15 protein-coding genes are annotated in these 16,064 nt (G+C 60.3%); 7 read left to right on the top strand and 8 right to left on the bottom strand.

Annotated features, from left to right (window positions below; genetic code table 11):
* Nucleotides 1-5 precede the first annotated feature (5 nt).
* The 5 genes from doeB (at nt 6) to ehuA (ending at nt 4,196) form a co-directional block, all read left to right on the top strand.
* Nucleotides 6-1,025 (top strand): N(2)-acetyl-L-2,4-diaminobutanoate deacetylase DoeB, encoded by a 1,020-nt coding sequence (gene doeB, locus K290_RS0102000; RefSeq protein WP_028750324.1) that lies wholly within the window; start codon nt 6-8, stop codon nt 1,023-1,025.
* A 103-nt stretch (nt 1,026-1,128) separates the two neighbouring features.
* Nucleotides 1,129-1,986 carry an ectoine/hydroxyectoine ABC transporter substrate-binding protein EhuB gene (gene ehuB / locus K290_RS0101995; RefSeq protein WP_028750323.1) on the top strand — a complete coding sequence of 286 codons (858 nt, stop codon included), beginning with the start codon at nt 1,129-1,131 and terminating at the stop codon, nt 1,984-1,986.
* A 94-nt stretch (nt 1,987-2,080) separates the two neighbouring features.
* Nucleotides 2,081-2,746, top strand: coding sequence for an ectoine/hydroxyectoine ABC transporter permease subunit EhuC (ehuC, locus tag K290_RS0101990; RefSeq protein ID WP_028750322.1), 666 nt, complete (start codon nt 2,081-2,083; stop codon nt 2,744-2,746).
* Entirely contained in the window at nt 2,743-3,435 is a 693-nt protein-coding gene (ehuD, locus tag K290_RS0101985) for an ectoine/hydroxyectoine ABC transporter permease subunit EhuD (RefSeq protein ID WP_028750321.1), read from the top strand. Before ehuC ends, ehuD begins: the two co-directional genes overlap by 4 nt.
* On the top strand, nt 3,432-4,196 hold the full coding sequence (gene ehuA / locus K290_RS0101980; protein WP_028750320.1) for an ectoine/hydroxyectoine ABC transporter ATP-binding protein EhuA: 765 nt from the start codon (nt 3,432-3,434) through the stop codon (nt 4,194-4,196). The genes ehuD and ehuA overlap by 4 nt, the downstream gene beginning before the upstream one ends.
* Before the next feature lie 43 nt (nt 4,197-4,239).
* Here the strand turns inward: ehuA and ehuR are convergent, their stop codons facing one another.
* From ehuR to K290_RS0101960, 4 genes are all read right to left on the bottom strand, one after another.
* A complete protein-coding gene (ehuR, locus tag K290_RS0101975) occupies nt 4,240-5,670 on the bottom strand; it encodes a MocR-like ectoine utilization transcription factor EhuR (RefSeq protein ID WP_051263909.1) in 1,431 nt (476 codons plus the stop codon).
* 148 nt (nt 5,671-5,818) lie between these two features.
* Nucleotides 5,819-7,198 (bottom strand): aspartate aminotransferase family protein, encoded by a 1,380-nt coding sequence (locus tag K290_RS0101970; RefSeq protein WP_028750318.1) that lies wholly within the window; start codon nt 7,196-7,198, stop codon nt 5,819-5,821.
* A gap of 33 nt (nt 7,199-7,231) precedes the next feature.
* The gene (locus K290_RS0101965) at nt 7,232-8,728 is read right to left on the bottom strand and encodes an NAD-dependent succinate-semialdehyde dehydrogenase (protein WP_028750317.1); all 1,497 of its coding nucleotides are present in this window, start codon (nt 8,726-8,728) and stop codon (nt 7,232-7,234) included.
* 120 nt (nt 8,729-8,848) lie between these two features.
* Complete coding sequence (locus K290_RS0101960) at nt 8,849-9,343, bottom strand: Lrp/AsnC family transcriptional regulator (protein WP_028750316.1); 495 nt, start codon at nt 9,341-9,343, stop codon at nt 8,849-8,851.
* Between the two features lie 259 nt (nt 9,344-9,602).
* Between K290_RS0101960 and K290_RS0101955 the strand changes: the two genes are divergently transcribed.
* Nucleotides 9,603-10,271, top strand: a complete 669-nt coding sequence (locus tag K290_RS0101955) for a methyltransferase family protein (protein WP_028750315.1) — start codon at nt 9,603-9,605, stop codon at nt 10,269-10,271.
* Nucleotides 10,272-10,426: 155 nt separating this feature from the next.
* A complete protein-coding gene (locus tag K290_RS0101950; protein WP_154668532.1) occupies nt 10,427-11,968 on the top strand; it encodes a hypothetical protein in 1,542 nt (513 codons plus the stop codon).
* Between the two features lie 103 nt (nt 11,969-12,071).
* Here K290_RS0101950 and K290_RS0101945 read toward each other — a convergent pair whose 3' ends face one another.
* From K290_RS0101945 to K290_RS0101930, 4 genes are all read right to left on the bottom strand, one after another.
* Nucleotides 12,072-13,445: a PepSY-associated TM helix domain-containing protein gene (locus K290_RS0101945; protein WP_028750313.1), complete on the bottom strand. Its 1,374-nt coding sequence runs from the start codon at nt 13,443-13,445 to the stop codon at nt 12,072-12,074.
* A gap of 228 nt (nt 13,446-13,673) precedes the next feature.
* On the bottom strand, nt 13,674-14,054 hold the full coding sequence (locus tag K290_RS0101940) for a hypothetical protein (RefSeq protein ID WP_037134754.1): 381 nt from the start codon (nt 14,052-14,054) through the stop codon (nt 13,674-13,676).
* 113 nt (nt 14,055-14,167) lie between these two features.
* Nucleotides 14,168-15,226, bottom strand: a complete 1,059-nt coding sequence (locus tag K290_RS0101935) for an ABC transporter ATP-binding protein (RefSeq protein ID WP_028750311.1) — start codon at nt 15,224-15,226, stop codon at nt 14,168-14,170.
* A gap of 4 nt (nt 15,227-15,230) precedes the next feature.
* Complete coding sequence (locus K290_RS0101930) at nt 15,231-16,061, bottom strand: carbohydrate ABC transporter permease (RefSeq protein WP_028750310.1); 831 nt, start codon at nt 16,059-16,061, stop codon at nt 15,231-15,233.
* Nucleotides 16,062-16,064: the final 3 nt, after the last annotated feature.

Genomic DNA, 16,064 nt, shown 5'->3' with positions numbered 1-16,064 from the left:
CCGAAATGAACAGCATGACGATGATCACACGCCCATCACCCATAACGCCGACCGTCGATTTCGATCGAGATGGCGTCCAGCATGGTCACCTGCGCCTGCCCTGGTCGCGCGACGATTCCGCCTGGGGCTCGATCATGATCCCGATCTGCGTCATCAAGAATGGCGATGGCCCGACGGCGCTTTTGACCGGTGCCAACCATGGCGATGAATATGAAGGCCCGGTCGCGCTCTTCGATCTTGCCCGCACGCTGAAGGCGGAGGAGATCAAGGGGAGGGTGATCATCGTCCCGGCGATGAACTATCCCGCCTTTCAGGCCGGCACCCGCACCTCCCCGATCGACAAGGGCAATCTCAATCGCAGTTTCCCCGGTCGGCCTGACGGCAGCGTGACGGAAAAGATCGCCGATTATTTTACCCGATACCTGCTGCCGCTCGCGGACATCGTGCTCGATTTCCATTCCGGCGGCCGAACACTTGATTTTCTGCCCTATGCCGCAGCCCACGCGCTGTCGGACAAGCGGCAGGAAAAGGCGTGCTTCGATTTGGTCGCCGCGTTTTCCGCGCCCTATTCCATGCGGATGATCGAGATCGATGCCGTCGGCATGTATGACACGACTGCCGAGGAAATGGGCAAGGTTTTTGTGACAACCGAGCTTTCGGGTGGCGGAACCATATCGGCGCGCACGGCTTCCATTGCGAAGCGCGGCGTTCTGAACATCTTGAAACAGGCCGGCATCGTTGCCGGCGCGCCGGAGACGCAAGCAACGCAGTGGCTCGATATGCCGTCTAACGATTGCTTCGTCTTTGCCGAGGCGGATGGCCTTTTCGAACCCGTGAAGGATATTGGCGACGTGGTTGCTGCCGGGGAGATCATCGCCCGTGTGCATCCGATCGGCCGTACCGGGTCCGTATCGTTTGAATACCGGGCGGCTCTCGACGGTGTCCTTGCCGCCCGTCATTTCCCCGGCCTCATCAAGACCGGAGATTGCCTGGCCGTCGTCGCAACGCTGACGGACGGCACCTGAATTGCCGCGCCGCGACAACGCGGCGCGGATTGAACCCCCGTCACGGTGAAGATCCGGAAAACCGGACAGCCGATGACGGTATCCAACCACAGAGGAGTGAACCATGAGATCGAATTTTTACCGCAGCCTCGCCGCCATGAGCCTGACCCTCGGCCTGGCCGCCTCTGCCCAAGCGGCCAGCCTCGATCAGGTCAAGAAGGATGGCTATATCCGCGGCGCCAGCGCCAACGAGGTTCCGTACAGCTACATGGACGAGAGCGGAGCCGCCAAGGGTATCGGCCCAGATGTCGCCGCGGCCGTGCTGAAGTCGATGGGCGTAAAGGAAATCGATTGGACGGTTACCCCGTTCGGCTCGTTAATTCCGGGCCTGAAGGCCAAGCGCTTCGATTTTGTTGCCGCCGAGCAGAACATCCTGCCGGAGCGCTGCAAGCAGGTGCAGTTCACCACGCCGAATTCAAGTTACGGCGAAGGCCTGCTGGTGCCGAAGGGCAATCCGAAGAAGCTGCACTCCTATGAAGACATCAAGAAGGATCCGTCTCTCAAGGTTGCGATCGTATCGGGCGCCGATCAGCTCGACTTCTTCCATGGCCTCGGCATTCCGGACTCTCAGATCGTCATGATCCAGGCTAATGCCGACGCGCTCTCGACCATCCAGACCGGCCGTGCCGATGCCTATGCGGCAACGGAGCTGACAGTCGCCAAGTTGGTCCAGGGTGGCACGAATGTCGAGCAGGCGGCGCCGTTCACCGATCCGGTCATCAAGGGCAAGTCGGTAAGAAGCTATGGTGGTTTCGATTTCCGGCCCGAGGACAAGGATCTCTACCAGGCCTTCAATACCGCGCTCACCGCTTTCAAGAAGACGGATGACTACAAGAAAATCCTGATGTCTTACGGGCTTAGCGCCGAAAGTGTCGAAGCTGCGCGAACCAAGAGCACGGAAGACCTGTGCGCTGGCAAGTGAGGCTGGCCGGTAGTGGGATCGGCTTGCTCTTTGCCTGCGGGCAGGGATCGGGCCGATCAGCCCCTTGCATCTTGCGGACGGAGGTAACCCGGGCATGAGCTGGACGCATTATCTTCCGGCATTGCTGAAGGGCGCAGAGGTGACGGCGATCATCGCCGTCGCATCGATGCTGCTCGGCGCGCTCTTTGCCTTCGCGGCAGGTCTCGCGAGGTTCGCCGGCGGACGCCTGCTGTCCTGGATCGCGCTGGTTTATATCGAAATTTTCCGGGGCACATCGCTCCTCGTACAGCTTTTCTGGCTCTATTATGCGCTGCCGCTGATCGGTATCTCCTTCGATCCCATCACGACGGGTATCGCCGGGCTGGCGCTGAACATCGGTGCCTATGGTGCCGAGGTGGTGCGCGGCGCGCTGCAGTCGGTTCCCGATACGCAGCACGAGGCGGCGCGCGCCCTGAACTTCGGGCAGGGACAGACACTCTTTCATATCGTGCTGCCTCAGGCCGTAGTGGAGATGATGCCGCCATTCGGCAATCTCGCCGTCCAGAACCTGAAGGACACGGCGCTGGTGTCGCTGATCTCGATCAGCGATCTGACCTTTCAGGCGCAGCAATTGCGCAACATCACCTTGGACAGCGTCAGGATCTATTCGCTGACGCTGATGGGATACTTCATCATGGCGCTTATCCTCGTCGTCTTCATGCGCTGGCTTGAGACGATCCTTCGCCGGGGCGCCGCCTTTCCGGGGAGGGCGCCGGCATGATGTATGGCTTTACCTGGGATACGTCCTCGACACTCTCCTTCGCGCTGTCGATCCTGCCGATCCTCGGCATCGGATTGATCGTGACGCTGGAGGCGGCGGCTGCCGGATTTGCGATCGCCCTGGTTCTTGGCCTGGTGTTCGCCCTGTTGCGGCGCAGCCGCTTCGTGGCGGTCTCCTGGCCGACGGCTTTTATCATCGAGTTCCTGCGCGACACGCCGCTGCTCGTCCAGCTCTTCTTCCTCTATTATGTCCTGCCGATCTACGGGATCGTCCTGCCGGCCTTTCTTACGGGAGCGCTGGCGCTCGGCCTGCAATATTCGGCCTATACGTCGGAGGTCTATCGCGGCGGCCTGGATGCCGTGCCGCGCGGCCAATGGGAAGCAGCGACGGCGCTTAATCTGGGACGCGGCCTCACCTACCGCGACATCATCATCCCGCAGGCGATCCCGCGCATTATCCCGGCTATGGGCAATTATCTCGTCTCCATGCTCAAGGAGACGCCGGTTCTGTCTGTCGTTACCGTGGTCGACATGCTGAATCTGGCCAACCTCATCGGCGATCGGACCTTCGAATATCTGGTGCCGCTGTCTCTGGTTGGCCTGATCTTTCTCATCCTCACGCTCGTCTGCTCGGCGGCCATTCATTGGCTCGAAAAGACGCTGCCGAAAAACGGAATTGCTTTGAGATGACCGAATCCCTGATCCGCTTTCACGACGTCACCAAGCGCTATGGCAATTTCACCGTGCTCGATGATTTCTGTTTCGATGTCGCACCCGGCGAGAAGGTGACGTTGATCGGCCCGTCCGGCTCGGGCAAATCGACGGTGCTGCGCATCCTGATGACGCTCGAACCCTTCCAGGAAGGCACATTGCAGCTTGCCGGCATGTCCTATCACCAGGAAAACGGCAGGGGACGATTCCGCGCCAGTGAGGCGCATCTGCGCCAGATCCGCACGCATGTCGGCATGGTGTTCCAGAGCTTCAATCTGTTTCCCCACATGACCGTGCTGCGCAACATCGTCGAGGCCCCGACACGCGTGCTCGGATTGGGGCGAGCCGAAGCGGAGGCCCGCGCCATCGAGCTGTTGCGTATGGTCGGTCTTTCCGAGAAAAAGGATCACTATCCGAGCCAGCTTTCCGGCGGCCAGCAGCAGCGCGTCGCCATAGCCAGGGCCCTTGCCATGCGCCCTCGGGTCCTGTTGTTCGACGAGCCGACCTCCGCGCTCGATCCGCAGCTCGTCGGCGAAGTGCTCGGCGTCATCCGCGATCTTGCCCATGAGCACGATTTGACGATGTTGCTGGTCACCCACGAAATGCGGTTCGCGCGCGAGGTGTCCGATCGCGTCTGCTTCTTCGACAAAGGCCGCATCTGCGAAGAGGGCAAGCCCGAACAGATTTTCACTACCCCGAAGGAAGACCGCACCAAGGAGTTTCTGCGTTCAATCCTGTGATCAAAGGAACCGTGATGCCGACCTATTCCAGTATCCGTTTTGCTTAAGCGATCGATCCCACGTCGAAAATCGGTGGCAATTGTTCGAAGGCGCCGCGGACCGTTTCCAACGCGGACCGAAGCGCCGAATGAGACAGGCGACCGCCAAGACAGATGCGAATTCCCCCGACCGGCCGTTCCCCGCCAGCGATGAACGGATCGGACGGCGTGACCGCGACACCCTTGCGAGCGAGAACCCGGACAAGTCCCTCTTCCGTCCAGCGCTCGGGCACCGAAAGCCACGCGCATAGCGACAGGGGATGGCTGCCGGCAACGAAGGGACCCATCACCTCGGATACGATCGCCTGCCTCGCCTCGGCCTCGCTTCTCTGGACGGCTATCAGCGCATCAGCGGTGCCATCCAGAACCCAACGCGAGGCCATTTCCGCGACGACATTGGTGGCGCTCCATCCCGTGACGCGCAGGATCGATGCGACCCGGATGGAATAGTTTGCCGGAACGACGAGATAGCCGATGCGCAAGCCCGTCATCACCGATTTCGTAAAGCTGGTGACGAAGAAGCCGAGTTCGGGCAGCAGGTCCGGCATGGAGGGAAGGGGATCCCGCAGCATCGGCTTATACACCTCATCCTCAATGACGAAGACGCCGTGCCGACGTGCAATATCGGCAATGGCATGGCGCCGGGCCGCCCCCATGACATGGCTCGTAGGATTGCCGAGCGATGGAACGATGACTAGAGCCGACACATCGCCGACTGCGCAGGCAGTCTCGAAGGCGCCAGGCAAAATGCCTTCATGATCGGTCGGAAGGCCGCGCAGCGTGAAGCCCAAGACGTTTGCAAGGCCGATAATGCCGTGATCGGTCAGGTTTTCGGTCAGGACGACCTCGCCGGGCCGGACCACCGACGCAACCGCCAGGAACAGGCCATGAGCGGCGCCGTTCGTAATCAGGATGCGATCAGGATCCGTGTTGACGGACAGGCGCGCCAGCCAGGAACGCGCCGCAGCGCGATGCGCATCCAAGCCGGCGATCGGGCGGCATGGCCGCATGAAGCTGCTGTTGTCGCTTTCGGCGAGAGCCTGCATCAGCTCACGCGCCGATCGCTCGTGCGTTTCGGTATAGACGGCCCGAATAATGGAAAGGTCGGCACTGCCGCTCGGATCGCGATCGAGCATGAAACTGTCGGCGCGCTCGGTGACACGGCTGCGGACGAAGGTGCCGCGGCCGACTTCGCCGCGCAGATAGCCGCGCCGTTCAGCCTCCTTGTAGCTGATGCTCACGGTCTGCACCGAAATCCCCAGCGCATGGGCTAAATCGCGATGCGTCGGCATCCGCGTGTGCGCCGGCAGAATGCCATCATCGATATCGGAAATGATCTTATCGGTGAGCAGCTTGTGCTTGGTCACGCCCTTGCGGTGCTGAAGGACGGGTTTCCAGACATTGTTGTGCTGGCCTATTGAATCATGACGAAGCATGGATTGATCCGGTACAATTTCAGGATATCCATGTACACCATCCAATACGGCATGGCGATGACCAAGCCGATACGCTCAGTCCATTATCAACAACGGACTGAGCGTGTTCGCCTGGGTCTGCGCCGGCCAGTGGCGCTAGGCCGCTGCGTCAGAGATTTGAAAATACGCTTTTGATCGCGTCCGCAGCGGCTTTGACGACGATATCCGCTTCGTCGCGCGTCAGGCACAGGGGCGGCGCGAAGCCGAGGATATCTCCCTGTGGCATGGCGCGGCCGATCACGCCGCGCTCGAGCAGAGCCGACGCCACTTGCGGGCCGATCTTCTTCGACGGATCGAAAAACCTGCGGTCGTCCCTATCTTCGACGAATTCGACCGCCGCCATGAGCCCGTCGCCACGGACCTCGCCGACATGCTTGTGATCGCCGACAGCCTTGGCAAGCTCCGACCGGAAATAGGCACCCGTCAAACCGGCGTTTTCGACGATGCCGAGTTCATCGATCAATTCGAGATTGGCGATGCCGGCAGCCGCACAGATCGGGTGTGCGGAATAGGTCCAGCCATGGCCGATGGCGCCAAGCTGATCGGAACCCTGTACCAGCACTTGCCACATCTTGTCGGAGACGATGCTGCCGGACAGCGGTGTATAGGCCGACGTCAAGCCTTTGGCGATGGTGATCAGATCCGGCTTCATACCGTAGTGATCCGAGCCGAACATCGTTCCGAGCCGGCCGAAACCGGTGACGACCTCGTCGGCGACGAGAAGGACATCGTACTTGTCGAGCACGGCCTGGATCTTCTGCCAATAGGTCTTCGGCGGCGGAACGATGCCGCCGGTGCCGAGGATCGGCTCGCCGATGAAGGCGGCGACCGTTTCCGGGCCTTCGGCGAGAATCATCTCCTCCAGCTTGTCCGCACAATATTGGGCGAATTGTTCCTCATCCATCGACCGATCGGGGCGGCGGAAGAAATAGGGTGTTTCCGTATGAAGGATCGGTTCGCGCGGCAGGTCGAAAGCCTTATGGAAGAGTTCGAGGCCGGTAAGGCTGCCGGTCATGACCCCTGATCCATGATAACCGCGCCAGCGCGAAATGATCTTTTTCTTTTCCGGCCGGCCGAGGATGTTGTTGTAGTACCAGATAAGCTTGATGTTCGTCTCGTTGGCGTCGGAGCCGGAAAGGCCGTAATAGACGCGGCTCATACCTTTCGGCGCCCGGTCGATGATCATCTTGGAAAGGGTGATCGACGCTTCCGTGCCGTGCCCGACATAGGCGTGATAATAGGCGAGGTTCTTCGCCTGTTCGGCGATGGCATCGGCGATTTTCTGCCGGCCATAGCCGACATTGACGCAGTAGAGGCCGGCAAAGGCATCGAGGCTCTTCTTGCCGCTGGTGTCGGTAATGTACACGCCTTCGCCGCCGCCAATGACGCGGGTCGGCGTTTCGCCACGCGCATGCATTCCCATATGGGTCGAGGGATGAAAGAAGTGATCCCTGTCCCACGCATTCAGTTCGTTCCGCTTGTCCAACATGATAATTTCCTTGTGCTGAGAGTGGGTGGCGCGTCAGGCAGCCGTGTCGATGCAGAGATATTTGAGCTCGGTGAAGGCCTCGATGCCGTGGCGCGAGCCTTCCCGGCCGAGACCGGATTGCTTCCAGCCGCCGAAGGGAACCGGTCCGCCGGTGATCTTCACGCGGTTGATTGCCACCATGCCGTAATCCAGTGCTCGGCCGAGGCGCATCTGCCGGGCGCCGTTTTGCGTCACGACATAGGCGACGAGGCCATATTCGGTATTGTTGGCGCGAGCGACGACCTCGGCCTCGGTATCGAATGAGGTCACCGCAGCGACCGGCCCGAATGTCTCCTCATGCATGATCAGCGCATCGGGCGATGGCTCGATGAGCAGTGTCGGTTCGAAGAAGAGCGGGCCTGCCGCATGGCGCTTTCCGCCGACAGCAAGCCTTGCGCCGCGTTTCAGCGCATCGGCCACATGTTCCTCGACTTTCGCCAGGGCCCGCTCGTGCATCAGCGGGCCGATCTCGACACCGTCCGTCAGTCCATTGCCGACCTTGAGAGCTGCTATCCGTTTGGCAAAGGCCGCCACGAAAGGCTCCATGATCGACCGCTGCACGAAGATGCGGTTGGCGGCCAGGCAATCCTGGCCGGACGTCGCAAATTTGGCATTAATGGCGATATCGACGGCGCGATCGAGGTCGGCGTCGTCAAAGATGATCAGCGGCGCATGGCCGCCGAGTTCCATCACCAGCCGTTTCATGGTCGGAGCGCATTGGCCTGCAATCAGTCTGCCGATGCCGGTCGAGCCGGTAAAGCTCAAGGCACGCACCCGGGCATCCTCGCAGAGAGCGCCGACGATCGTAGCGGCATCCCCGGTGACGACGTTGAAGACGCCGGCGGGGAGGCCGGCACGCTCTCCGAGTTCGGCAAGGGCCAGCGCGGACAGCGGCGTTTCCGATGATGGATGGGCAACGACGGTGCATCCGGCGGCAAGGGCTGCAGCCGCCTTGCGCGTGAGCATCGCGGAGGGAAAGTTCCAGGGCGTGACAATCCCCACGACACCCAATGCCTCCCGCCGCACGATCATTTCGGTGTCCGGCAGATGGCTGGTGACGCTCTCGGCGTTGATCCGCTTGGCTTCCTCCGCATACCATTCGATGAAGCCGGCGGCGTAATCGATCTCGCCGCGGGATTCGGCGAGCGGCTTGCCCTGTTCGAGCGTCATGATCAGCGCCAGATCCTCCTTGGCAGCGAGCATGAGTTCGTACCACTTGCGCAGGATCGATGCGCGCTGCTGCGGCAGGAGCGAGCGCCAGGCTGAAAAGGCATCCGCCGCAGCGTCGATCGCCTCGAACGTCTCATCCCTGCCGAGGCTGGAAACCCAGGCGAGTGTGGTATCGGAGGCGGGATCGGCGACGTTGAGGCTCTCGCCGTTCTTGGCGGCGACCCAGCGACCGCCGATATAGGCGAGATCCCGCAGCAGATGCCGGTCGTTCAGTCGTGACAGGGCTTCGTGATAGGCGGGGCGGGCGCGCACTGCAGTCATCGGCAAACCTCTCTTTCCAGGTGCCGCAATGCTCTCACGGAACGCCGCGAGACATTATCCATTGGTCATGGCTGAAAGAGAGAAAGGGCCTAAAGAGAAAGGCGGCCGTAGAGAGAGTCTCTATTGGTTGCCCTGAGGCTCTGCTGAAAGGAGATTGGCGATTGGAAGCACGGTTTCTTCCTTCACGGTCTTTGTCACGATGTAAGTAAAATAACGCTCGATGCCGAGGTCGCGATCCAGAAGGCCGTCGATCAGGCGCTGATAGGCGTCGATGGTGGGTGTCATGATCTTCAGAATATAGTCGACGCCGCCGCCGACGGACCAGCAGGCGATGATTTCGGGGATGGAAGAGATTGCCCGCTCGAAGCGCTCGAAGTCGCTCTGGCGATGGTTGGCGAGTGTGAGCTCGACCATGACGCTTGCAACCGCCGCGAGCCGGCGCGGTGCCAGATGGGCATGATAACCGGCAATAATCCCGGCCTTCTCGAGCTTGCGCAGACGAAGCCAGCATGGCGTCGGCGAAAGTCCTACCTTTTCGGCGAGCGCGAGTTTGGTGATGCGGCCATCACGTTGAATGGCATCCAAAATGCGCAAATCGATTGCATCAAGTTTCATGTGCAGAACTGCGTGTGAATGAGCTGATTGTTCGACCAATGACATTGGAGGCGGGGGCTGACAAGCGCATATTCGGGAATTGGGCTTCGCGGCCGCATCGGGGATCGCGCATGCGGCGAGAAGGATGTGAGGCATGCAGGGAGGAACAATATCAACGTGAAATAGATTTTATTCTTCGGTCAAGCAGCGCAAAATGGGAAGAAATCGCAAGCGCGAATTCGTGCGACCCAGATATCATCGGGGCTTTTAGGAGTGTGTCGTGGCGATCTACTTGATCCAACTGCTCGCCTGGTCGGTCTTCATGGCCGTCCTGATCCTGTGGCCGGCTGGAACATTGGCCTTTCCGGTTGGCTGGGCTTTGATCATCATCTTTGCGCTCGGCGGTTTGGCGATGACCATTTGGTTGTCGAAATACAGCCCGCGCCTTCTGCGTGAGCGTATGGCTTTACCGCTGCAACGCGATCAAAAGCCGTGGGATCGCGTGTGGCTGACGTTTTTCATCTTGGCCTTCTTCGTTTGGATAGGGTTCATGAGCTGGGACGCGGCCCGTACCGGTTTCCGAGCGATGGCGCCATTGCTTCAGGTGCTCGGCGGCCTCGGCGTGGTGATCTACATGCTCGGCGTCTGGTGGACATTTCGCGAAAATACCTTCGCGGCGCCGGTCGTGAAGATTCAACAGGACCAGAAGGTGATTGACACCGGCCCCTATGCTATCGTCCGCCACCCGATGTATGCGAGCGCGTTGTTTTTCCTCCTCGGCGTTCCTCTATTGCTTGGCTCCCGGCTCGGATTTGCATTCTCTGTCGTATTCATCCTCGGAATTGCCTGGCGCGCGGTGCATGAGGAGCGTGTTTTGAGCGCGGAGCTGAGCGGCTATCGAGCCTATGCGGCCCGCGTGCGCTATCGGCTCATCCCATTCGTCTGGTAGCGGCCTCATACGCTCGTACGCCCGCCTTAACGGCCGATTTAGCAAGTTCGCGCTATAGTCGCGTCGAAACTTTGAATGATTGGTACATTCGATATGAGTGATGATGCATCGACGGTGACAGCTCGGCCGCTATGCGGCGCGACGGGAGCAGCCGAATGAGTAGCGCGGCGGACGCGTCCGGATTTAGGGCGACTACATCATCGGTGCTGTGGATCGCTCTGATCCAGAGTGCCGTGGTCTTCGTGGTAGCGGCGCTGTGGCAGCAGCGATGGGGAACCATTGTCGACACCAGTTGGCTCATTACGGAGGCTGAGCGGGTACTCAATGGAGAACGGCTCTACGTCGATGTGATCGACAACAACCCACCGTTTTCGATCTGGCTTTTCCTACCGGCGATCGTAGCGTCGAGATGGGCGGGGATCGCTCCGGAAATAGGCATGTATCTCTACACGTGCCTCGCAGTCATCGTGGGCCTGGGTTTGGCCGCCATGATCGTCCGGCGAGCGGGCTTTGCCGAAAATCATGCCTTGCTTCGGCTGTTGCCGCTATTCGTAGCTCTCTTCATGATTTTCCCCGGCAATGCTTTCACCGAGAGAGATCATGTCGGCACAGTGCTGTTTCTGCCGCTGCTGGCGCTCATGGCCTTGCGCGCCGATACCACACGCCGTGTCGCACCCGGTATCGCCCTGATTGTCGGCGCCGGACTCTGCGGCAGCATTCTTGTTCTGGTGAAAGCCTATTATGTCGTGGCTTACATCGTGCCCGCGCTCTATGTGGCCTGGCGGCGGCGAAATCCTTGGTTACTTCTGGCGCCCGAGAATTGCATCATCGGCACTATCGGTGTCGTCTATGTCGCGCTCGTCTTTTTGCTTACTCCCGAATTTATGCGGGACCTCCTGCCACAGGTCGTGAATGTCTACATGAAGACGGGCGATCCTTTCAGGGTCGCGCTAAGTTATGGGCCGATTTACCTGCTGATCGTCCTTCTCTTCCGAATGGTTGCACCCAAAGCGCCGGTGACACCGCTTTGCGCTGTGACCTTACTCGCTTCACTCGCTGCCGTGGCGCCGTTAGTCTATCAGGGTAAGGGCTGGCCCTATCATGCTTTTGCTGCGATCTCGCTGGCTTTCGTTGCCGTGCTTTGCAGGGCAGCGGCATCGTCCGGCTGGCGTTACAACCGCGAAACGCTGGGACGTGCTGCTCTTTGTGTAATTGTCGTCGCGTTCGCATGGCTGCCCTTCTTGCCGACGCAGAAGCCTGCGGCTGCTTTCGTTGCTGCCGTTAAAGCAGCATCGAAGGAGGAGCCGACGCTCGGCGTCATTGGCAGTGACATCGCCGCTGCCCATCCGCTCTCCAGGATGGTCGGAGCGCGTTTCTTGTCTGCCAATAACGGCGACTGGTTCGGCGCTCTTGCGTTCGTTCTAGCTCAGGAGGCGTCAACAAAAGGAGAATTGGCGGATGCCGCCGGCCTTCAGAAACAGTCGGATGCTTATCTCGACACCAAATATGCCGAGTTCGCCAGCCACAACTATGATCTGATCGTCGTCCAACAGGATGAGCCACTTTGGACCGATCACGTCCTTGGTCAACCACGTTTCGCAGCGCTGCTTTCTGACTACCATCCCATCGCGAAGGATGAGCGGTTTACCGTTTATGGCCGCAGCGTCCCCGCCGGGCAGAGTTCGAACGCTCAATAAACGGTCCAGAAGTCGTTCTCCGCGGAAACGCGAGATCAGCGTCCATGTGGGCGCTGATTTCGCGTTCCTGTCGAAATTTCCGGCCTCAGGATCGGCGGAAAACTCAAGAGAAGAAGCGTCGGAGTGGAGGCACGAAGCGCACCACGATCTGGTCGAAGAGCAGCATGACGATGACCGCGAGTCCGGTCAGCGGGAAGATTGCGCTGAAGGCGATCACGATCAGCCATAGGCCGATATAGACGGACTTCTGCGGCGGCATCGGCGGCACGCCGAGACGTCCCGCCGGCCGGCGCTTCCACCACATGACGATAGCAGTCACGCAGGAAAGGACGATTGCCAGGCAAGTGACGAGCATCAGGAGCTGGTTGAACAAGCCCCATTCCTGGCCCTGATGGACGTTGATGCCCCATTCGATTGCTTGACCCAGCGCGGGATACTGATCGAACGAGAGATCGACGAGCGGCTTGCCGGAATATTGGTCGATGTGGACGGTGCGCTCGTTGCCGAGATCGCCTCCATAGTGGCTGGCAGTATAAACACCCGTCTCATTGGCAGGGATCGCGAGGTCCGAGCCTGGCGCCATGCCTAACCCATGCATGATCTCGACAGCTTTGTTGAGATCGATCGGCTTTGCGGCTTGCGCGGCGGCGATGTCAGACAGCGGAACGGGCGCATTTTCGACGACCCAGCCGGGTCGGCCGACGATATCCTGCGTCACCTTCGTAGATTTCGGCACATTGTCCCAAAGCGCGGCCGGCGTGCCGAGATCATGGGCCGTCAGCCAGGCATTGACGTTCGCGCCCCAATAGCCCGACCAAGGCATGCCGCTGAAGGCGAGGAAGAAGATGACGATGCCGGCAACGGCGCCCGTGACGGCGTGCAGATCCCGCCAGAAGACGCGACGCGACGGTGTGCCGCGGACGCTGAGAACGCCACCGGTCTGCTGGCGCGGCCACCAGAGATAGATGCCGGTGACAACGAGCATGAGCGCGAAGCCGCCGACGATCTCGACAATGCGGTTGGTCCAATCCCCAAAATATTGCAGGCTGTGGATGCGTTTGACGACCCAACTGAACTCCTGCTTCGAGCCGACCGAACCGAGCACGCCGCCGCTGTGCGGATTGACGTAGACGATCGTCGATTGGCCGTTCTTAGATACGGCGACGACTGCGGAGCGATTACGTGATGGCGCTTCGCGATAGGAAGCCGGCTTGGAGCCTGGGATCGCGGCAACGGCGGCATCGACGATCTGCTGCGGCGTCAGCATCGATCCGGCGTCCGCGACGATATTGCGGTGGGCGTAGAAGGTATCGGCGATCTGATCCTTGAACAGATAGAGCGATCCGGTGATCGCCAGATTGAGCATGAAGGGAATAACGAGCAGGCCGGCGAAGAAATGCCAGCGCCAGATTGCGCGGTAGAGCGATATGTTGTGGGAGGCGGCGGCCGCAGGCTCAGCGGCGGTGAAAGCAGACATAGAAAGTCCTCAGGAGATCGGCTGGCGGTCCGGAAAGTCATGTCTGTGGGAGGAGCGGCCGTTCCGGTCGCAGCCTTATGCGGACGTGCTGCGCGTTCGGGATGCAAAGGCCCGTTCACGTCGCGGCGATCAGCATGGAGGAGTCCGCCCGCAGCCGGCACGATCAGGTGTCGTGCATCTCCGGCCGCCGTTGATGACAAGCGTCACGGCTCGCGCCGAAACACAGGCTCAGGCAACGATCTGCAGGATGGGTGGAGCGCGAGGGCCGGTGTTCGGCGGATAGAGCTGGCGATGGAAAGCTTCGGCTTTAGGCGGGAGCACATCCTGATCCGCCACAGCAAGATGTTCGCAGACGTCCGTCGGCGGCGCGGGAAGCAGGGCCGCCGCAGCGATCCGGCACGCTTCGCAACCCGGTGCATGTGTCTTGCTGTGTTCCTTGCCGTCAGTGCCCTTGTCGGTGACGCACAGTACCGGCAATGTGCCATCCGGCAACCGGTATTGCGCCAGCGCCGCGGGGGCGAGTTCATCGGCATTGGAAATCGGCATCTGATGGGCGAAGCCGACAAGTACCAGCGCGAGGACGCATATGCTGCGCACCATCCACTGCATCGTGCCGAAGCGCTTCTTCCCCACCGTCGTCCTCGTCCCCTCTTGCAGACAGATCCCTACGATGTTCGGCGGGCAAGCTCAATGCGGCAATTTTGCAACCATTTAAGAAGTTGCTACCCCGCCCTTCTTCCGTCGCTGTCGAAGACGTGCAGATGCTGCGACGGGAATATCACGTTCACTTTCGGCCCCGCTTTCAGTACCTCGCGATTGAGCGTGAAGACCTTGAAGGGCAGGCCGTGCAGCGAAAGGTGGAGAATGATGCCGAAGCCGGTCGGCTCAATGAGCTCCGCTTCGGCGCTGATGCCGGAGCCGTCCGTGGACAAAACCACGTGTTCCGGGCGGATGCCGAGTGTCACCTTGGCGCCGGCCGGCAGGTTCGGTGACGTCGAAAGCGGGACGATGGTTCCGTCCTTCAGCCGCAGACCGCCAGTTTCATAGGTCGCGTCGAGGAAATTCATCCCCGGAGAGCCGATAAAACCGGCAACGAAGAGATTGGCAGGACGATCGTAAAGCTCGAGGGGGCTGCCGACCTGTTGGACCACCCCGCCATGCATGGCAACGATCCGATCCGCCAGCGTCATCGCTTCGATCTGATCATGCGTCACATAGATCGAGGTCGCCTTCAGGTCGCCATGCAGTTTCTTGATTTCGGCCCGCATCTGTTCGCGCAGGCGGGCGTCGAGGTTTGAAAGCGGCTCGTCGAAGAGGAAGGCCTTCGGCTGGCGCACGATGGCGCGGCCCATGGCGACGCGCTGGCGCTGGCCGCCGGAAAGCGCTTTCGGACGGCGTTCGAGCAGCGGATCAAGTCCGAGTTTCGACGCTGCTGCGGCGACGGCTTTTCCGATCTTGTCCTTGGCAATCTTCCTGAGCTTGAGGCTGTAGCTCATATTGCCGGCGACATTCATGTGCGGATAGAGCGCATAGGACTGGAACACCATGGCGATGTCGCGGTCTTTCGGATGCAGCTCGTTGACACGGTTGTCCGCAATGCGGATTTCTCCGCCGCTGATGTCTTCCAGACCGGCGATCATCCTCAGCAGCGTTGACTTACCGCAGCCGGATGGGCCGACGAGAACGACGAATTCGCCATCCTTGATCCTGAGGTCGATGTCGTGCAGCACCTGCACGTGGCCATAGGCTTTTTTGACGTTCTGGATATCGATCGATGCCATGTGACTAACCCTTGACCGCGCCGGCCGTCAGACCCTGCACGAGATAACGCTGGATGAGCAGGAAGAAGAGGCCGGCCGGGATGAGCGCCATGACGCCTGCTGCCATCATCTGCCCGAAATCCACGGAGAATTTCGAAACGAAGGTGAGGAGCCCAACAGGGAAGGTCGCCGCCTGGTTGCCGTTGATGAGCATCAGGGCGAACAGCAGCTCGCTCCAGGCGGCCGTGAAGACGAAACCGAGCGTCGCGGCTATACCAGGTAATGTCAGCGGCAGAATGATCTGCCGGAACGCGGTGAACTGAGTCGCGCCGTCGATCATCGCTGCCTCTTCGAGGTCCTTCGGGATGCCGTCGAAGAAGGACTGCATCAGGAAGGTGGCAAAGGGCACGTTGAACGCCGTGTAGACGATGACGAGGCCGGTCAGGCTGTTCGTCAGATGCAGCGGCGTCAGGATCTTGAAGATCGGCGCGACCAGCATGACCAGCGGAAACATCTGCGTCAGCAGCATCAAGGCGACGATCCAGTATTTGGCGCGGAAGGTGAAACGCGAGAGTGCGTAGCCGGAAAGCGATGCGCAGATAGTCACTGCAATCGCCGTCGATGCGGAAACGATCAGACTGTTTTCGAAAAATGTCGGGAAATCGCTATGTTGCAGGACGAAAGCATAGTGCTCCCATGTCGTGCGCGACGGCCACATACGCACGCCTTCGGTATAAAGCAGGTCATTCGGCGTGACCGAGACCTTGAGCAGCCAGAAGAGCGGGAAGAGCGCAAAACCCACGTAGCAAAGGATTGCGAGGCGATGCGCGATGGTGGGGATGACGGAGCGTCTCATGGC

The organism is Rhizobium leucaenae USDA 9039, assembly GCF_000426285.1.
GTDB classification, from domain to species: Bacteria; Pseudomonadota; Alphaproteobacteria; order Rhizobiales; family Rhizobiaceae; genus Rhizobium; species Rhizobium leucaenae.
This window is presented reverse-complemented; position numbering and strand designations above follow the sequence as displayed.